At 62.9% G+C, this 16,398-nt stretch carries 17 protein-coding genes; 5 read left to right on the top strand and 12 right to left on the bottom strand.

Annotation, left to right across the window (positions count from 1 at the left end; genetic code table 11):
- The first annotated feature begins 477 nt into the window (after positions 1–477).
- Entirely contained in the window at positions 478–1,695 is a 1,218-nt protein-coding gene (locus CAG22_RS20370) for an argininosuccinate synthase (protein WP_013973956.1), read from the top strand.
- A 58-nt stretch (positions 1,696–1,753) separates the two neighbouring features.
- On the opposite strand, the gene CAG22_RS20365 is transcribed toward CAG22_RS20370, so the two are convergent.
- Positions 1,754–2,236: a hypothetical protein gene (locus CAG22_RS20365; protein ID WP_085590228.1), complete on the bottom strand. Its 483-nt coding sequence runs from the start codon at positions 2,234–2,236 to the stop codon at positions 1,754–1,756.
- A gap of 365 nt (positions 2,237–2,601) precedes the next feature.
- On the opposite strand from CAG22_RS20365, the gene CAG22_RS20360 reads away from it, so the two are divergent.
- Positions 2,602–3,222 (top strand): response regulator transcription factor, encoded by a 621-nt coding sequence (locus CAG22_RS20360; RefSeq protein ID WP_023660944.1) that lies wholly within the window; start codon positions 2,602–2,604, stop codon positions 3,220–3,222.
- A gap of 43 nt (positions 3,223–3,265) precedes the next feature.
- Here CAG22_RS20360 and CAG22_RS28545 read toward each other — a convergent pair whose 3' ends face one another.
- From CAG22_RS28545 to metG, 7 genes are all read right to left on the bottom strand, one after another.
- The gene (locus tag CAG22_RS28545) at positions 3,266–3,442 is read right to left on the bottom strand and encodes a PA3496 family putative envelope integrity protein (protein WP_003258006.1); all 177 of its coding nucleotides are present in this window, start codon (positions 3,440–3,442) and stop codon (positions 3,266–3,268) included.
- A 104-nt stretch (positions 3,443–3,546) separates the two neighbouring features.
- The gene (gene nth / locus CAG22_RS20355; RefSeq protein WP_085706043.1) at positions 3,547–4,185 is read right to left on the bottom strand and encodes an endonuclease III; all 639 of its coding nucleotides are present in this window, start codon (positions 4,183–4,185) and stop codon (positions 3,547–3,549) included.
- Positions 4,186–4,189: 4 nt separating this feature from the next.
- Entirely contained in the window at positions 4,190–4,714 is a 525-nt protein-coding gene (locus CAG22_RS20350) for an NADH:quinone oxidoreductase (RefSeq protein WP_085706042.1), read from the bottom strand.
- Entirely contained in the window at positions 4,707–5,306 is a 600-nt protein-coding gene (locus CAG22_RS20345; protein WP_085590221.1) for an RnfABCDGE type electron transport complex subunit G, read from the bottom strand. The genes CAG22_RS20350 and CAG22_RS20345 overlap by 8 nt, the downstream gene beginning before the upstream one ends.
- The gene (locus CAG22_RS20340) at positions 5,303–6,277 is read right to left on the bottom strand and encodes an RnfABCDGE type electron transport complex subunit D (protein ID WP_085590219.1); all 975 of its coding nucleotides are present in this window, start codon (positions 6,275–6,277) and stop codon (positions 5,303–5,305) included. The genes CAG22_RS20345 and CAG22_RS20340 overlap by 4 nt, the downstream gene beginning before the upstream one ends.
- The gene (locus CAG22_RS20335; RefSeq protein ID WP_085692269.1) at positions 6,274–6,822 is read right to left on the bottom strand and encodes an Rnf-Nqr domain containing protein; all 549 of its coding nucleotides are present in this window, start codon (positions 6,820–6,822) and stop codon (positions 6,274–6,276) included. Before CAG22_RS20335 ends, CAG22_RS20340 begins: the two co-directional genes overlap by 4 nt.
- Positions 6,823–6,987: 165 nt before the next feature.
- A complete protein-coding gene (metG, locus tag CAG22_RS20330; RefSeq protein ID WP_085590215.1) occupies positions 6,988–9,027 on the bottom strand; it encodes a methionine--tRNA ligase in 2,040 nt (679 codons plus the stop codon).
- A 158-nt stretch (positions 9,028–9,185) separates the two neighbouring features.
- On the opposite strand from metG, the gene apbC reads away from it, so the two are divergent.
- A complete protein-coding gene (gene apbC, locus CAG22_RS20325) occupies positions 9,186–10,280 on the top strand; it encodes an iron-sulfur cluster carrier protein ApbC (RefSeq protein WP_085706041.1) in 1,095 nt (364 codons plus the stop codon).
- A gap of 186 nt (positions 10,281–10,466) precedes the next feature.
- Here the strand turns inward: apbC and CAG22_RS20320 are convergent, their stop codons facing one another.
- Positions 10,467–10,676: a cold-shock protein gene (locus tag CAG22_RS20320; RefSeq protein ID WP_003254922.1), complete on the bottom strand. Its 210-nt coding sequence runs from the start codon at positions 10,674–10,676 to the stop codon at positions 10,467–10,469.
- A gap of 328 nt (positions 10,677–11,004) precedes the next feature.
- Between CAG22_RS20320 and dcd the strand changes: the two genes are divergently transcribed.
- Both dcd and CAG22_RS20310 read left to right on the top strand, forming a co-directional pair.
- Complete coding sequence (gene dcd / locus CAG22_RS20315) at positions 11,005–11,571, top strand: dCTP deaminase (protein WP_003258001.1); 567 nt, start codon at positions 11,005–11,007, stop codon at positions 11,569–11,571.
- Between the two features lie 93 nt (positions 11,572–11,664).
- Complete coding sequence (locus tag CAG22_RS20310) at positions 11,665–11,892, top strand: hypothetical protein (RefSeq protein ID WP_046614742.1); 228 nt, start codon at positions 11,665–11,667, stop codon at positions 11,890–11,892.
- A gap of 10 nt (positions 11,893–11,902) precedes the next feature.
- Here CAG22_RS20310 and pdeM read toward each other — a convergent pair whose 3' ends face one another.
- The 3 genes from pdeM to CAG22_RS20295 form a co-directional block, all read right to left on the bottom strand.
- Positions 11,903–12,556, bottom strand: coding sequence for a ligase-associated DNA damage response endonuclease PdeM (gene pdeM, locus CAG22_RS20305; RefSeq protein ID WP_025340383.1), 654 nt, complete (start codon positions 12,554–12,556; stop codon positions 11,903–11,905).
- Entirely contained in the window at positions 12,553–15,006 is a 2,454-nt protein-coding gene (locus CAG22_RS20300) for a ligase-associated DNA damage response DEXH box helicase (RefSeq protein ID WP_085706040.1), read from the bottom strand. Before CAG22_RS20300 ends, pdeM begins: the two co-directional genes overlap by 4 nt.
- A gap of 67 nt (positions 15,007–15,073) precedes the next feature.
- Entirely contained in the window at positions 15,074–16,189 is a 1,116-nt protein-coding gene (locus CAG22_RS20295) for a succinylglutamate desuccinylase/aspartoacylase family protein (RefSeq protein WP_085706039.1), read from the bottom strand.
- Between the last annotated feature and the right edge of the window lie 209 nt (positions 16,190–16,398).

Below are 16,398 nucleotides of genomic sequence, written 5' to 3'. Positions count from 1 at the left end.
AGGGGATTGCATCAGGGCCTACAGGTGTCCGCCACAACATTTTTGGCGCCTGTGAGACCGAGCGCCGCCCGCGCGGCGCATCGCCGGCAAGCCGGCTCCCACATCTGTTTCGGGCCAGTCTCTTCTGTGCCTGGCGCGCGCGCCCCCTTGTTTGTACGACACGATATCGAAGGTAGCGCTGCTGCTCTTCTGCAATCTCCAGCCATGCACCCAGGGTGCGAGTGCGCAGGAGGCAGGAGTAACTGGCCCGAAACAGATGTGGGAGCCGGCTTGCCGGCGATGCGCCGCGCGGGCGGCGCTCGATCTCATAGGCGCTGAACAGGTCAAGGCATGCACCTTGGGGCCCTGATACTATTCTCCCGTCGCCCTTCCGAAACTTCCTGTCGCTTTGTCGTCAGAAGCTGTCGCCCCACTGTAAATTTATCCGTAACGTCGTTAGAATCGATCCCTTTCCGTACAACCCCGTGGAGTGATGGCATGGCGGACGTAAAAAAGGTCGTACTGGCGTATTCCGGCGGCCTTGATACTTCGGTGATTCTCAAGTGGCTGCAGGATACCTACAACTGCGAAGTGGTGACCTTCACCGCTGACCTGGGTCAGGGCGAAGAGGTCGAGCCGGCTCGTGCCAAGGCCCAGGCAATGGGCGTTAAAGAGATCTACATCGACGACCTGCGCGAAGAATTCGTGCGTGATTTCGTGTTCCCGATGTTCCGCGCCAACACCGTCTACGAGGGCGAGTACCTGCTGGGTACTTCCATCGCCCGTCCGCTGATCGCCAAGCGCCTGATCGAAATCGCCAACGAAACCGGCGCCGACGCCATTTCCCACGGCGCCACCGGCAAAGGCAACGACCAGGTGCGTTTCGAACTGGGTGCCTACGCCTTGAAGCCAGGCGTCAAGGTAATCGCCCCATGGCGTGAGTGGGACCTGCTGTCCCGCGAGAAGCTGATGGACTACGCCGAGAAGCACGGCATCCCGATCGAGCGCCACGGCAAGAAGAAGTCGCCGTACTCGATGGACGCCAACCTGCTGCACATCTCCTACGAAGGCGGTGTCCTGGAAGATACCTGGACCGAGCACGAAGAAGACATGTGGCGCTGGAGCGTCTCGCCCGAGAACGCCCCAGACCAGGCTACCTACATCGAGCTGACCTACCGCAACGGTGACATCGTTGCCATCGACGGTGTCGAGAAGACCCCGGCCACCGTCCTGGCCGACCTGAACCGTATCGGTGGTGCCAATGGCATCGGCCGTCTGGACATCGTCGAGAACCGTTACGTCGGCATGAAGTCGCGTGGCTGCTACGAGACCCCAGGCGGCACCATCATGCTCAAGGCCCACCGTGCCATCGAGTCGATCACCCTGGACCGCGAAGTCGCTCACCTGAAGGATGAGCTGATGCCGAAGTACGCCAGCCTGATCTACACCGGCTACTGGTGGAGCCCGGAGCGTCTGATGCTGCAGCAGATGATCGACGCTTCGCAGGTCAACGTGAACGGCGTGGTACGCCTGAAGCTGTACAAGGGCAACGTCACCGTTGTCGGCCGCAAGTCGGACGACTCGCTGTTCGATGCCAACATCGCTACCTTCGAGGAAGATGGCGGCGCCTACAACCAGGCGGACGCAGCGGGCTTCATCAAGCTCAACGCCCTGCGTATGCGCATTGCTGCCAACAAGGGCCGTTCGCTGCTCTGATCGCTGGCATGTGCAGCAAGAACCCCGGCCCAGGCCGGGGTTTTTTTTGTCTGTGATATCAATGGCCGTCGCTCGCCTGCTGTCCATCAAGCGAGCTGATCGATAGTTGTGCGCACTGGCGTCTATCCAGGTTGCAAAAGCGCCACGTGCGCGCTTGCTGAGGCGGTTGGGCAAGGGCGGACAACAATTGCTGCTCCATCATGCGATAGGCATCTGGGCCGGAAAACATGAATGTGACAGGCTCACCCTGCAGCGCTTCGCTGGTATTACCGGGCATTGCATGTTTGGCCACATCGCTCTGTGTCGACGGGTTGTCATTTGCCGTCCTGTTTGATGAAGGGTCGTAGAACGACTTGTAATTGAAGTTGAGCGTGAGGAAGAACAGTGCCGTCAGGAAGAATGGGAAGCCCACCAGGAACCAAGTATAGAGCTTTTGGCTGGACTCGCTGAGAAACGGCAATGTGGCAAGGGCGGAGGCTTCGATAATCCCAGCGAAGATAGCAATGATCGTCAGCGGGGCGACAGGCTGTACTTGGTGCATATGGGTCGTCTCCAGCGATTTTGCACATCTTTGCCTTACGGCGATGCTCAACTAAAGACTGGATTGTTTCCCGGGTGAGAATAATCGCTCGAAATCCTGATGACGGTGTTTGTTCAGCGCATTTGAGCTGAATATTTCCTGAGGTGTCGGCCGGCTTTCAACTGGTGCACTTTTATCGGCCGGTGATACCGTTCATTCGGTAACAGAGAATTTGATTGTTACAAGTGCATCAGTTGAGTGTAGGAAATTTCTGTAAGTGTTGTAGGTTCTATCTGTTCATATATTTCGCCGGTAAATCACCGCGCCAGTAAGCGTTCTGTAGGTTATCTTGGCGGGCCAAAGCAAAAGCAATGAATGGATATCGCATGAATAAAGTGCTTATCGTGGATGATCATCCGGTCATACGCCTGGCCGTACGCATGCTGATGGAGCGGCATGGGTATGACGTCGTGGCGGAAACCGACAACGGGGTGGCTGCGCTGCAACTCACACGGCAACACCTGCCGGATATCGTGGTGCTCGATATCGGTATCCCCAAGCTGGATGGCCTGGAGGTGATCGGTCGCATGACAACTTTCAGCCCGGGCAGCAAGGTGCTGGTGCTGACATCGCAGGCCCCCGGCAACTTCTCGATGCGCTGCATGCAGGCGGGGGCGGCGGGGTATGTGTGCAAGCAGCAGGAACTCACCGAGCTGTTGAGCGCCATCAAGGCCGTACTGTCGGGCTACAGCTACTTCCCCAACCAGGCCTTGCATGTGTCACGTGGCAGGGGCGGAAGCGAGACGGATATGGTCAACCGCCTCTCGGCGCGCGAGATGACCGTGTTGCAACAGCTGGCGCGAGGGCGTTCCAACAAAGAGATTGCCGACAGCATGTTCCTCAGCAACAAGACGGTCAGTACCTATAAGTCGCGCCTGTTGCTCAAGCTCAATGCGCGCTCGCTGGTCGACCTCATCGAGCTGGCGCAGCGGCAAGGGTTGAACTGACCGCCAAGGCCGTAAAGCCTCCAGCCAGGAGGCTTTGCCAGGGTTACAGATCGTAGTCGAAGTCAGCCAGCTGTTTCTGCAGGCGCCTTTCTTCCAGCATATTGTCGATGGTGCGGCGCTTGCTCAGGTTGGTCTTTGCGGTTTCTACCTGGGGTTCCGCTTCGTCATCCGCGGCAACAAAATCATCTTCGATCGACAGGTCGTCTTTATCGCTACTCATGAGTCGCTCCAAGCCAAGGGGCCATTGGCCGTCCTTATAACCAGAAAGCAGACGCTGGTAAAAAAGATTTTTTCAATCGCTGCAGGTGGTTTCCAGCTATCGACTCAATCGTCGGAGGTCTTGTGCTTGTACTCGCACAAATCTTCGATCCGGCAACTGCCGCAGCGCGGCTTGCGTGCCTGGCACACATAGCGCCCGTGCAGGATCAGCCAGTGATGGGCGTCGAGCAGGTAGTCCTTCGGCACGAACTTGATCAGCTTTTTCTCCACTTCCAGCACCGTCTTGCCTGGTGCAATACCCGTGCGGTTGCTGACCCGGAAGATATGGGTATCCACTGCCATGGTTGGCTGGCGGAACCCCGTGTTGAGCACCACGTTGGCGGTCTTGCGGCCCACGCCGGGCAGCGCCTCCAGGGCTTCGCGGGTTTGCGGTACCTGGCTGCCATGGCGTTCGATCAGCAGTCGGCAGGCTTCGATGACGTTCTTGGCCTTGCTGTTGTACAAGCCAATGGTCTTGATGTACTCGCTCAGGCCTTCGACGCCCAGCGCATAGATGGCCTCGGGGGTGTTGGCGACCGGGAACAGGTGTGCGGTGGCCTTGTTGACGCCGACATCGGTGGACTGCGCAGACAGTGTCACGGCGACCAGCAGTTCGAACGGGGTGGTGTAGGCCAGCTCGGTTTTCGGGTCTGGGTTGTCTTCGTGCAGCCTGCGAAAGATCTCCAGGCGTTTGGCGGCATTCATGAAATCAGAGCTTTCCTTGACGACGTGGTTGGGCGGGGTCCGGACGCAGGCGATTGTACAAGGCCAACAGCAGTCCGAGCAGTAGCAAGGCGCCCGGGGCCAGGCTGGCCAGGTGCAGGCCGGTACCGTCGGCCAACCATTGGCGGCTGGCGCCGAGCAGCAGGCATGTGGCAAGCAGCGCACAAAGGTGGCCGGCGAGCAGGCGCCAGCGCCCTTGATCGGGCAGCAGGTGGTCAGTGGCCAGGCATTGCAGGCACAGCAGTGCGGGATAGTGGCCGAGGGCAAGTGCCACTGGCAGCAGCCAGGCATGCAGCGCCAGTTGCAGGCAACTGGCCAGGGCCGCCAACAGCAGCAGGCTGGCCAGCACATAGGTCCAGGTGGCAAGCCGCTGGCGCAGGGGGGCCAGCAACAGCTGGTGAAGGCTGCTCATCAGCACCGCACACACGCCGATGGTGGCGCCTTCGCTCAGTGTTCGGGTGGCGCCCAGCAGGGGCACGAGGCTTGCGCCGAGCAGGCAGAACCTATTCATGCATGCCCTCCAGCAATACGCTGCGCTGCTCATCGAAGTAGCTCAGCGCTTCCTGCAGCGCGCCGATCACCGCCCGTGAGGTCACGGTTGCGCCTGCCAACTGGTCAAAGTCGCCCTGGTCGCGCTTCAGCGCCCAGCGATCGCCCAACTGGCGGTTGGCAAATTGCCCAAGCCAGTTCAGTTGCGGATCACCCAGGCGTGCACCCAGCCCGGGGCTTTCCTGTTGCTCGACTACCTGGCTGCCGATCAGCCGGCCGTCCGCGGTGATGGCCACGCTCAGCACGATCGGCCCGGCATAGCCCTGGGCCTGGGTGACCAGGATGATGGCGGCCGGCTTGCCCGCCAGCGTCGCCCGGTAAGCTGCCAGGATACGGCTGTTTGGCCGCTGTGCGGCGGGCCTGGGCAGCGGGCTATCCAGGGGCTGGTTGTCGTAACTGCCTTCTGACAGCACTGCCAGCCGCTGACGGCTATTCAGTTGCTTCTCGGCGTCGGCGATGGCCGCGCTGGTCCAGTGTCGCCAGGCCAGGGTGGCCGACAGTGCCAGTACCCCGGTCAGTAGCAGCAGGCCCACATCACGTACCAGGCGTTTCATCGTGCAACCTGCTGGCGCTGCAAAGCCAGGCGTTCGAGGCTCGGCGCCATGAGGTTCATCAGCAGGATGGCGAACGCCGTACCGTCCGGGTAGCTGCCCCAGGTGCGGATCAGGTAGATCAGCAGGCCCGCCCCCAGGCCAAACCCCAGCTTCGCCCACTCCTGCCGGGGGCCGGATACCGGTTCGGTGGCAATGAAGAACGCCGCCATCATGGTCGAGCCGGAGAACAGGTGCAGCAGGGGGGAGCCGTTGGAGTCCGAACCCGATCCATTCCAGCCCAGCAGGCTGAACAGGAACAACCCTGCCAGCAGGCCAACCGGCGCATGCCAGCTAATCACCTTGCGTTGCAGCAAAAACAGGCCGCCCAGCAGGAACGCCAGGTTGACCCATTCGCTGCCCTGCCCACCGATGCTGCCGAAGCCCGGGTGGCTGGCGAACAGTTCATCGATGGTCAGGCTGCGGTTGTGGCGCAGGCCGTCGAGCAGTGTCGGCCGGGCCCAGGCATCGATCTGCTCGCCGCCGGCGAACACCAGCTGCAGGCTGTCGAGCAGGCCTGGTGCCGGCCCTGGCCAATGGTTCATCTGCAACGGGAAGCTCAGCAGCACGAAGGCGTAGCCGACCATGGCCGGGTTGAACAGGTTGCGCCCGACCCCGCCAAAGGCCTGTTTGCCGATGCCGATGGCAACACTGGCTGCGACCACAGGCAACCACCAGGGCGCCAGGGTGGGCAGGGCGGCGGCCAGCAGCACGGCGGTCACCAGCGCGCTGCCGTCGTTCAGCACCGTGCGCAGCGGTTGTGCTCGCAAGGTAAGCAACAGCGCCTCGCACAGCAGCGCGGCGCTGGAGCACAGCAACAGGTTCAGTAGCAAACTCCAGCCGTGCAGCCAGAACAGCGCCAACAGGCCAGGTACGCAGGCCAGCAACACCAAGCCCATGCTGGTGCGTAGCCGCGGGTCGGGCTTGGCGGTCATTGGGCGAAAAGCCCGTTGAAGCCGGAAAACGCCATGGCCATTACCCCGGCCCCAAGCAGTTCGATGGGCAGGCCGCGCATTGCCCCCGGGACGTCGGCATGAGCGCTGCGCTGGCGCAGGTCGGCGAACAGCACCAACGCCAGCCAGAAGCCGCCGCCGGCCAGCAGGCCTTGCAGCAAGGTAGCGAGCCATGTGCTGTCGTCGCTTGCCTGTTGCAGGGTCAACCCCAGTACTACCGCGTTGCTCAACAGCAGTGCGGGCAGTTGCGTCACCGGCCAGCTCGGGCGCCACCTTGTCAGCAGCCATGGCACGCCCCAGGCGAGCACGGCCAGCCAGGGCAACAACAGGAACAGGGCAAGGTCCTGGGCCTGCAGCGGGGCAAGCACCCCGCGCACCAGTAGTTGTGCGCCGATCACGCCCAAGGCAATGCACAGTGCGCAGGCGAGGCCGTGCACGTGGAGGTGCAGCCTGGGTAATGGCTGTTGTTGCAGGCACAGGTGATTGACCAGCGCAGCGCTGATCAGGACCAGGATGTAGTCGCTCATGAGATGACGATAGCCGGGAATCGGGGCGATTGTCCGGGTTTGGCATCAAGGTGCCGGAGTCATTGTGGGAACGGGCGTGCCCGCGAACACCGGCAACGCCGGTGCGATGCACCGCGTAGTCAGTTTCGCGGGCACGCCCGCTCCCACAAGGTCCAGCAGGTTTTGTTACTTGATGCGCTGGCCCGGCTTGGCACCGCTGTCCGGGCTCAGCAGGTAGATCTCTTCACCGCCAGGCCCGGCCGCCATGACCATGCCTTCGGATACGCCAAAGCGCATCTTGCGTGGCTTGAGGTTGGCCACCATCATGGTCAGGCGGCCTTCCAGCTGGGACGGGTCGGGGTAGGCCGACTTGATGCCGGAGAACACGTTGCGGCGCTCGTCACCGATGTCCAGGGTCAGTTGCAGCAGCTTGTCGGCACCCGGCACGGCCTCGGCCTTGACGATCAGTGCCACGCGCAGGTCGACGGCTGCGAAGGTGTCGAACTCGATTTCCGCCGACAGCGGGTCCTTGGCCAGTTCGCCGTTGCCGGCCGGGGCCTTGGCTTCGGCGGCCAGCAGGTCTTCCTTGCTGGCGGCGACCATGGCTTCGACCTTGGCCGGTTCGATACGGCTCATCAGCGCCTTGAACGGGTTCAGCTGGTGGTTTTCCAGGCGCGACTGGTGGTCGTTCCAGGTCAGCGGTGCCACGTTGAGGAAGGCCTCGGCGTCGGCAGCCAGCACCGGCAGCACCGGCTTGAGGAAAATCACCAGTTGGCGGAACAGGTTGATGCCTTGGGCGCAGATGGCCTGCACTTCATCCTGCTTGCCTTCCTGTTTGGCCAGCGACCATGGGGCCTTGTCGGCGATCCAGGCGTTGGCGCGGTCGGCCAGCGCCATGATTTCGCGCATGGCACGGCCGAAGTCGCGGCCTTCATAGGCGTCGGCGATCGACGGGGCGGCCGCCAGGAAGGCTTCGGTCAGCTCCGGTGCGGCATCGCCAGCCACCATCACGCCTTCGTTGCCCTTGTGGATGAAACCGGCGCAGCGGCTGGCGATGTTGACCACCTTGCCGACCAGGTCGGAGTTGACCTTCTGCACGAAGTCTTCCAGGTTCAAGTCCAGGTCATCGACGCCACGGCCCAGCTTGGCCGCGTAGTAGTAACGCAGGTATTCCGGCTGCAGGTGGTCGAGGTAGGTGCGGGCCTTGATGAAGGTGCCGCGCGACTTGGACATCTTGGCGCCGTTCACGGTCAGGTAGCCGTGCACGTTGACCGCGCTCGGCTTGCGGAAGCCGGCGCCTTCGAGCATGGCTGGCCAGAACAGGGCGTGGAAGTTGACGATGTCCTTGCCGATGAAGTGGTACAGCTCGGCCTTGGAGCCCTCGTTCCAGAACGCGTCGAAGTCCAGCTCCGGGCGGCGTGCGCAGAGGTTCTTGAAGCTGGCCATGTAGCCGATCGGTGCATCTAGCCACACGTAGAAGTACTTGCCTGGCTCGCCCGGAATCTCGAAGCCGAAGTACGGCGCGTCGCGGGAGATGTCCCATTCCTGCAGGCCCGAGTCCAGCCATTCGGCCAGCTTGTTGGCTACCGCGTCCTGCAGCGTGCCGCTACGGGTCCACTGCTGCAGCATGGCCTGGAAGTCCGGCAGCTTGAAGAAGAAGTGCTGGGAATCACGCAGTACCGGGGTGGCGCCGGAGATCGCCGACTTGGGGTTTTTCAGCTCGGTGGGCGCGTAGGTGGCGCCGCATTTCTCGCAGTTGTCGCCGTACTGGTCTTCGGCCGCGCACTTGGGGCAGGTGCCCTTGATGAAGCGGTCGGCGAGGAACATGCCCTTTTCCGGGTCGAAGTACTGGGTCACCGAACGGGTGGCGATGTGCCCGGCGTCACGCAGGCGCGCGTAGATCAGGCTCGACAGCTCGCGGTTTTCTTCGCTGTGGGTGGAGTGGAAATTGTCGAAATCCACCAGGAAGTCGGCGAAGTCGCTGCTGTGTTCGGCCTGGACGTTGGCGATCAGCTGTTCCGGGGTGATGCCTTCCTTCTCGGCGCGCAGCATGATGGCCGAACCGTGGGCGTCGTCGGCGCAGACGTAGATGCACTGGTTGCCGCGCAGCTTCTGGAAGCGGACCCACATGTCTGTCTGGATGTACTCGAGCATATGGCCAAGGTGGATCGATCCGTTGGCATAGGGCAAGGCGCTGGTGACGAGAATCTGACGTGGCTCGGACATGGTGGCTCGGCTACTTATCTGGCGACGGGGTAAAAATGAGGTTGATCGGCCACTATAAAGGGCTGGCGAAGATATTTCACCCCGCATGCGCATCTGCTGACGATTGACGGGTTAGGATAGGCGTCTGTTTTACATTCAGTTTGCCATTGGGAGTCTCCATGAGTGCCGTCACCCGTGCCGCCGTCGAAGGCGTGCTTCGCCAGTACACCGACCCCTACCTGAACCAGGACCCGGTCAGCGCCGGCTGCGTGCGCGCCATCGATATCCAGGGCGGGCAGGTCAGCGTGCAGTTGCAGCTGGGTTATGCCGCAGGGCTGTTCAAGAACGGCTGGGCCCAGGTGCTGCAGACTGCCATCGGCAACCTCGAGGGCGTCAGCAGTGCCCAGGTGTCGATCGACTGCGTGGTGGCCGCGTACAAGGCCCAGGCCCAGGTGCCGGCAATGGCCAACGTCAAGAACATCATCGCCGTGGCCTCGGGCAAGGGCGGTGTGGGCAAGTCGACTACCGCGGCCAACCTGGCCCTGGCGCTGGCCCGCGAGGGTGCGCGGGTGGGTATTCTCGATGCCGATATCTATGGCCCCAGCCAGGGCGTGATGTTCGGCATCGCCGAAGGCACCCGTCCGCAGATTCGCGAGCAGAAGTGGTTCGTGCCGATCAAGGCCCATGGCGTGGAAGTCATGTCCATGGCGTTCCTGACTGACGACAACACGCCGATGGTATGGCGTGGCCCGATGGTTTCCGGCGCGCTGCTGCAGCTGGTGACCCAGACCGCCTGGGACGACCTGGATTACCTGGTGATCGACATGCCACCGGGCACCGGTGACATCCAGCTGACCCTGGCGCAGAAGGTGCCGGTGGCCGGTTCGGTGATCGTCACCACCCCGCAGGATCTGGCCTTGCTGGATGCCAAGAAGGGCGTGGAGATGTTCCGCAAGGTCAACATCCCGGTGCTGGGCGTGGTGGAGAACATGGCCGTGCATATCTGCTCGAACTGCGGCCATGCCGAGCACCTGTTCGGCGAAGGCGGTGGCGAGAAGCTGGCGAGCCAGTATGGCGTCGACCTGCTGGCATCGTTGCCGCTGTCGATGCTGATCCGCGAGCAGGCCGATAGTGGCAAGCCGACGGCGATCGCCGAGCCGGAAAGCCAGATTGCCATGGTCTATCAGGAACTGGCCCGCCAGGTGGGCGCGCGGATCGTGCTGCAGGAAGCTGCTGCGCCGGCGATGCCTAGCATTACCATCAGCGAAGATTGACCTGTCAGATCGCGTCGTTCTCTTCGCGGGCTTGCCCGCTCCCACAGGGACTGCACAGCATTTGAAGCTTGTGTTGTACCTGTGGGAGCGGGCAAGCCCGCGAAGCAGGCGACTCGGTCTTTCGGCCAGGCATAAAAAAACCCGCCGGAAGGCGGGTTTTTTGAAAGCTAGGAAGCTTCGATCGACTTAGGCGATCTGAACTTCTTCAGCCTGCATGCCTTTCTGGCCGCGGGTAGCGACGAAAGTAACAGCCTGGCCTTCTTTCAGGGTTTTGAAGCCGTCAGCTTGGATGGCTTTGAAGTGCACGAACAGGTCGTCGCCCGACTGAGGGGTGATGAAGCCGTAGCCTTTCTCATCGTTGAACCACTTAACAACACCGGATTGACGGTTGGACATTTTTCTGTCTCCTTGGACAATTTGATAACGGTCAGGAAAAACCCTGGCCGGGACTGAGCGCAAAGAGAGCAGAAAATTCAGCGATGGGCCGATCAGGATCGTGCATCAAACTAGAGATTCTCGGTGTCACGTGCAGCACAGTGGCGCCACCTTACCCCACTTTCCGCAACCTGCCAATGGTCAGAAGACGCTTTACGCAAATTCGGATCGACGGCGGCTGCAGCCCCCGCCCGGCGCGGGATGAGGCATGGAACTTTAACCTGGGCGCCGGGACCGGTAAGATGCGCGTCTCGAATTTTCACCTCGCAACTCTTCAGGACACCCCGCCATGAGCATCAAATCGGACAAGTGGATTCGCCGCATGGCGCAGGAACACGGCATGATCGAACCGTTCGTCGAGCGCCAGGTGCGCGGCGAACAGGACAGCCGGGTGATCTCCTTCGGCGTCTCCAGCTACGGCTACGACGTGCGCTGCGCCGACGAGTTCAAGGTGTTCACCAACATCAATTCGGCCACCGTCGACCCGAAGAACTTCGATGCCGGCAGTTTCGTCGACATCAAGAGCGACGTATGCATCATCCCGCCGAACTCCTTCGCCCTGGCGCGCACCGTCGAGTATTTCCGCATTCCGCGTGATGTGCTGACCATCTGCCTGGGCAAGAGCACCTACGCCCGTTGCGGGATCATCGTCAACGTCACCCCGCTCGAACCGGAGTGGGAAGGCCACGTGACCCTGGAGTTCTCCAACACCACCACGCTGCCGGCGAAGATCTACGCCAACGAAGGTGTGGCCCAGATGCTGTTTCTGCAGTCCGACGAAGAATGCGAAGTGTCGTACAAGGACCGTGGCGGCAAGTACCAGGGCCAACGCGGCGTCACCCTGCCGCGTACCTGAGCCGACGAGCGCGGGGAATTCCCCGCGCCTTTGGCACTCCAACTGGATAACGCCGGTGCGCATGATGCGCAGCGGCCTTGTCAGGAGCAGCCTATGAAACTCCACCCCGCAATCAGTGCCAAGCTGGCAGTTCTGCAGCCCAATCACGTCGGGTTGCTGCCATGGTCACTGCTGGCACACCCGCTGCCCATGCAGGCGGGCGGCGTGCCCCACCAGCCTGACCCGGATACCCCGCAACCGCCGGAGCCCGGTGAAACACCACCCATGGAACCGGGCGAGCCAACCTTGCCTGATGAGCCTCCTCCGGCGCCTGTAGCCTGAGTGAACTCGGCTAGAGCGCCCAGACACGGTCTGCCCCTGCCAGGTACACCCGGCTGGCGCTCGTGGGCGCGATTTCCCAACCCCCGGTGAATTCACCGAACGCCGGCAACAGGCTGACCTGGCCATCGATCAGGAAGCAGGGCAGTCGCAGGCGTTGCCGAGCCTTGCCACGCAGTACAAATACCGGATGTACATGGCCAGCCAGTACCGGGTGGCTGGGGTGCGGTTCGGGTTCGTGCTGGAGCGCGAAAGGTTCCAGCAGCCAGGGTTCGTTCATGACTTCTATTTCGAGCGACACGGGTGGATCACCGGCGTTGCGATCATGATTGCCGCGTATCAGCACGATTTTCAGGGCCTTGTGCCGTTCCCTCCATGTCTGCAGCCTGGTGAGCGTTGCCGGCGCCCGCGCTGTTCGGGCATGCAGGAAATCGCCAAGAACGATCAGTTGCTCGCAATCATGCGCGGCCAGCAATGCATCCAGGCGCTCGAGTGTCGCTTCGGTGGTGCCGCGTGGTACCGGTTGGTGCAGGGCGCGATAGCTTGCTGCCTTGCCGATGTGCACGTCGGCCACCAGCAGGGCACGACGGGCTGGCCAGTAGATGGCCTTGTCCGAAAGCAGCCAGAGCACCTGGCCATGGTGTTCGATGGATAGGAAGTTGGTCATTCCGTAGCGTCCGCCGCACTGTTCAGTTCCGCGACCATCCTGGCAATCCGGTCCGCCAGTTTCTCGGTGCTCAACGTTTCGCGCATGCCTTCCACCAGCAAGGCAAATGCCAACGGCCCGGGCCGCTCAAGCTGGCGCAGCTCCAGCCGTAACTGCCCCATTTTCAGCAATTGACGGTGCAGCCGCTCGATCTCCAGTTCCTCATTCAGCACTTCGTCCCGTGCCTGAGCCAGCAGCAAGTTGCCGGCGTCGTGCTTGCGAAATACCTCATAGAACAAACCGCTGGAGGCCTGGATCTGCCTCAGGCTCTTCTGCGCCGCCGGATACCCGCCAAACACCAGCCCGGCAATCTGCGCGATCTCGCGAAAACGGCGCAATGCCATTTCTCCAGCATTGAGGCTGGCCAGCACATCTTCCAGCAGGTGGTCGGTAACCAGCGCCTGTGGCAGATGCGTTGCCCAGTCCACGTTGCCCGGGCTGAGCAGTTCGAACCCGTAGTCATTGACGGCAATCGAAACCGAAAGCGGCTGCACGCGGCTCACTCGCCAGGCAATCAGGTTGGCCAGGCCAAGGTTGGCCATGCGTCCGGCGAACGGGTACAGGAACAGGTGCCAACCTTGGCGCGACTTGAAGGTCTCGGCCAGCAGCGTGCCGGGGGTGGGCAGCGCCGACCATAGCGCCTGCAAGGTCAGCAGAGGGCGCACTGCACGCATCTCCGGGCCTTGGAAGCGCCCCTGGGATGCTGCGCCAAGCTGCTCGACCAGTGCGTCGGCCAGTTCGCTGGAAAGCGGCATGCGGCCACCATTCCAGCGAGCGACCGCTGCCTTGCGCGCGGTGCTGCGGCGTACGTAGGCGGTCATGTTTTCCACGCGCACCAGTTCCAGCACTCGCCCGGCGAACACCAAGGTATCGCCAGGGCGCAAACGGGCAATGAACGCCTCTTCGACGCTGCCCAGCGCCTTGCCTCCGCCGCCCTTGCTCCAGTACTTGAGCTGCAGGCTGGCGTCGCTGACGATAGTACCGATACTCATGCGGTGGCGACGTGCCAGGCGTTCGCTGGCAACCCGGTAAGCACCGTCGGCCTGGCGCTCGACGCGCTGGTAGTCCGGGTAGGCGCTGAGTGAACTGCCGCCATGGCAGACGAAGTCCAGCGCCCATTGCCACTGGCTGTCGCGCAACTCGCGAAAGGCCCAGGTGCTGCGCACTTCGGCCAGTAACTGCTCCGGGTGAAAGCCACTGCCCAGGGCCATGCTGACCAGGTGTTGCACCAGCACGTCCATGCACAAGCGCGGCGAATGACGGGCCTCGATGTGCCCGGCTGCCAAGGCCTGCCTGGCGGCGGCTGCTTCCACCAGTTCCAGGCTGTGGGTGGGCACCAGAGTAACCCGGGAGCGCCGCCCCGGCGCGTGGCCGGAGCGCCCGGCCCGTTGCACGAGGCGGGCAATGCCCTTGGCGGAACCGATCTGCAGTACTCGCTCCACGGGCAGGAAGTCCACCCCCAGGTCCAGGCTGGAGGTGCAGACCACTGCCTTCAGGCTGCCTTGCTTGAGGCTGCGCTCGACCCAGTCACGGGTATCGCGGGCCAGCGAGGCATGGTGCAAGGCAATCAGGCCGGCCCAGTCGGGGCGTGCTTCGAGCAGGGCCTGGTACCAGAGTTCGGCCTGCGCCCGCGTGTTGGTGAATACCAGGCAACTGGTGCTGGCATCGATCTCCCCGCTGACCTGGTCGAGCATCTTCAAGCCCATGTGCCCTGCCCAGGGGAAGCGCTCGATGGCCGTTGGCAGCAGGGTATCGACCTGCAGCGGCTTGTCTTGTCGGCCTTGTACCAGCAAGCCGCCTTGTGGCAGCAATACGTCCAGCGCATGTTGAAGATTGCCGAGGGTGGCGGACAGGCCCCAGGTCGGCAGGCTCGGGTGCCAGTGGCGCAGGCGGGCCAGCGCCAGTTGCAGTTGTACCCCGCGCTTGTTGCCCAGCAGTTCGTGCCATTCGTCCACCACTACCAGGCGCAGCGTGGCGAAGTCTTCGCGGGCTTGTGCCCGGGTCAACAGCAGCGTAAGGCTTTCAGGGGTAGTGACCAGTACGCTGGGCAGGCGCCGTGCTTGCCGGGCACGTTCGGCGCTGCCGGTGTCGCCGCTGCGAACGCCCACGCTCCAGGGCAGGCCCAGGTCGTCCAGCGGCAACTGCAGCGCGCGGGCGGTGTCGGCGGCCAAGGCACGCATGGGGGTAACCCACACCACCTGCAACGGTGCAGCCAGACGCCCCTGGGCTTCGGCCTTGAAGGCCCGCAGCGCGGCGAGCCATACGGCGTAGGTCTTGCCGGCACCGGTACTGGCATGCAGCAAGCCGGATTCGCCCCGGTCCACGGCTGCCCATACACGGCGCTGGAAAGCGAAAGGCTTCCAGCCACGCTTGGCGAACCAGGCCTTGGCAAGGTCGGTGGCGGCGGGCATGGGGCATAGGGTCCTTCGGTGGCTGTGTTTCTACAGACAACCAGCCAGGTGCAATGGTTTTACCGGATCAGTTCGCCAGCAGGTAGCCGCTGCGGCACACCTGCTCGCCTGCGACGTGGGCGATGACCATGCCGGCGGTAGCCATGCGCCGTACGTTACGTGCATACAGCAGGCCGGGGTGGCTGTTGCGGATGGCTGTGACCCGGTCGCTGAGAGGGTCGATGACTTCAGCGATCAACTGGCCCGCTTCCAGATGCTGGCCTGGCCGGGCGTGGTACACCAGCAGCCCGCCCAGTGGCGTTATCACCGGTTCGACGGCGGCCAGCGGCGTGGCCGGGCAGCGCAAGTCGGGCAGGGCCGGGCTTGCGCCTTCGATGACCCCCGCATGGGTCAGGAAATCGAGGATCGCCTGGCAGTCCTTGCTGGCCAGGTCGTGGCTGACATCGGCCTGGCCGCGCAGCTCGACGGTGACCGAGCAGCAGCCCAGCGGAATCGGGAACCGTTTGCCGAAGCGTTGCTGCAACTGCCACCACACCAGGCTGAAGCATTCATCGAACGACTGCCCGCCCGAATCGGTGGCCAGCAGGCTTGCCTGGGCTCCCAGGTAGCGGGCCAGCGGTTCGATCTGCGGCCAGGCGTCTGGCGTGGTGTACAGGTGCTCGACCGCCTCGAAGTCGCAGTGCAGGTCCAGCACCATGTCGGCATCGCAGGCCAGGCGCTGCAGTATCAGGCGTTGGGCCTGCAGCGGTGTGCGCGCCGGGTGTGCGTCCAGCCCCCGGCGCAGATATTCGCGGATCAGTGCGAGGTTATGTGCCGGGTCGTCGGTCAGGTGTTCTTCGATCTGGTCGCCGATGCTGTCGGAAAGGTCGACGAAGTTACGGTTGAAGTTCTCGCCACTTTGCAGTTCGAAACGTCCCAGCGGCGCGTCCAGCAGCACTTGTTCCAGGCCGACCGGGTTGGCCACCGGCACCAGGATGATCTCGCGCTGCAGGCGGCCTTGCTGTTCCAGTTCACCCAGGCGGCGCTTGAGGTGCCAGGCCACCAGCATGCCGGGCAGCTCGTCGGCATGCAGCGAGGCCTGAATATAGACTTTGCCGCCACCGCGAGGTCCGAAGTGGAAGCTGTGCAACTGGCGGGTAATGCCCGGAACGGGCGAGAGCAGGTCGTGAGTTGAATGGTGCATGGTGGTCCTGGGTGCGTGGCGAAAACGGTCTGCGACACAGTCGGCACAGAGATGGAAGCACAGTTTTCGGGCTTGCGCCTCCTTCGATTGCGGCCCGATTACCGCGTCGGCTTCTTCGCGGGCGCGCCCGCTCCCACAAGGAACCTCACAATCCTCGGGCCTGTGATGAACCTGTGGGAGCGGGCGAGCCCGCGAAAAAGCCAACCCGG

The sequence above is a fragment of the Pseudomonas sp. B8(2017) genome (genome assembly GCF_002113575.1).
Taxonomy (GTDB): Bacteria; Pseudomonadota; Gammaproteobacteria; order Pseudomonadales; family Pseudomonadaceae; genus Aquipseudomonas; species Aquipseudomonas putida_Z.
The sequence above is the reverse complement of the archived record's forward strand: the minus strand, read 5'-3'. Positions and strand labels throughout refer to the sequence as shown.

Coding starts and splice junctions, on each gene's coding strand:
- CAG22_RS20370 (WP_013973956.1), top strand. CDS start 478: ATGGCGGACGTAAAAAAGGTCGTACTGGCGTATTCCGGCGGCCTTGAT.
- CAG22_RS20365 (WP_085590228.1), bottom strand. CDS start 2,236: ATGCACCAAGTACAGCCTGTCGCCCCGCTGACGATCATTGCTATCTTC.
- CAG22_RS20360 (WP_023660944.1), top strand. CDS start 2,602: ATGAATAAAGTGCTTATCGTGGATGATCATCCGGTCATACGCCTGGCC.
- CAG22_RS28545 (WP_003258006.1), bottom strand. CDS start 3,442: ATGAGTAGCGATAAAGACGACCTGTCGATCGAAGATGATTTTGTTGCC.
- nth (WP_085706043.1), bottom strand. CDS start 4,185: ATGAATGCCGCCAAACGCCTGGAGATCTTTCGCAGGCTGCACGAAGAC.
- CAG22_RS20350 (WP_085706042.1), bottom strand. CDS start 4,714: ATGAATAGGTTCTGCCTGCTCGGCGCAAGCCTCGTGCCCCTGCTGGGC.
- CAG22_RS20345 (WP_085590221.1), bottom strand. CDS start 5,306: ATGAAACGCCTGGTACGTGATGTGGGCCTGCTGCTACTGACCGGGGTA.
- CAG22_RS20340 (WP_085590219.1), bottom strand. CDS start 6,277: ATGACCGCCAAGCCCGACCCGCGGCTACGCACCAGCATGGGCTTGGTG.
- CAG22_RS20335 (WP_085692269.1), bottom strand. CDS start 6,822: ATGAGCGACTACATCCTGGTCCTGATCAGCGCTGCGCTGGTCAATCAC.
- metG (WP_085590215.1), bottom strand. CDS start 9,027: ATGTCCGAGCCACGTCAGATTCTCGTCACCAGCGCCTTGCCCTATGCC.
- apbC (WP_085706041.1), top strand. CDS start 9,186: ATGAGTGCCGTCACCCGTGCCGCCGTCGAAGGCGTGCTTCGCCAGTAC.
- CAG22_RS20320 (WP_003254922.1), bottom strand. CDS start 10,676: ATGTCCAACCGTCAATCCGGTGTTGTTAAGTGGTTCAACGATGAGAAA.
- dcd (WP_003258001.1), top strand. CDS start 11,005: ATGAGCATCAAATCGGACAAGTGGATTCGCCGCATGGCGCAGGAACAC.
- CAG22_RS20310 (WP_046614742.1), top strand. CDS start 11,665: ATGAAACTCCACCCCGCAATCAGTGCCAAGCTGGCAGTTCTGCAGCCC.
- pdeM (WP_025340383.1), bottom strand. CDS start 12,556: ATGACCAACTTCCTATCCATCGAACACCATGGCCAGGTGCTCTGGCTG.
- CAG22_RS20300 (WP_085706040.1), bottom strand. CDS start 15,006: ATGCCCGCCGCCACCGACCTTGCCAAGGCCTGGTTCGCCAAGCGTGGC.
- CAG22_RS20295 (WP_085706039.1), bottom strand. CDS start 16,189: ATGCACCATTCAACTCACGACCTGCTCTCGCCCGTTCCGGGCATTACC.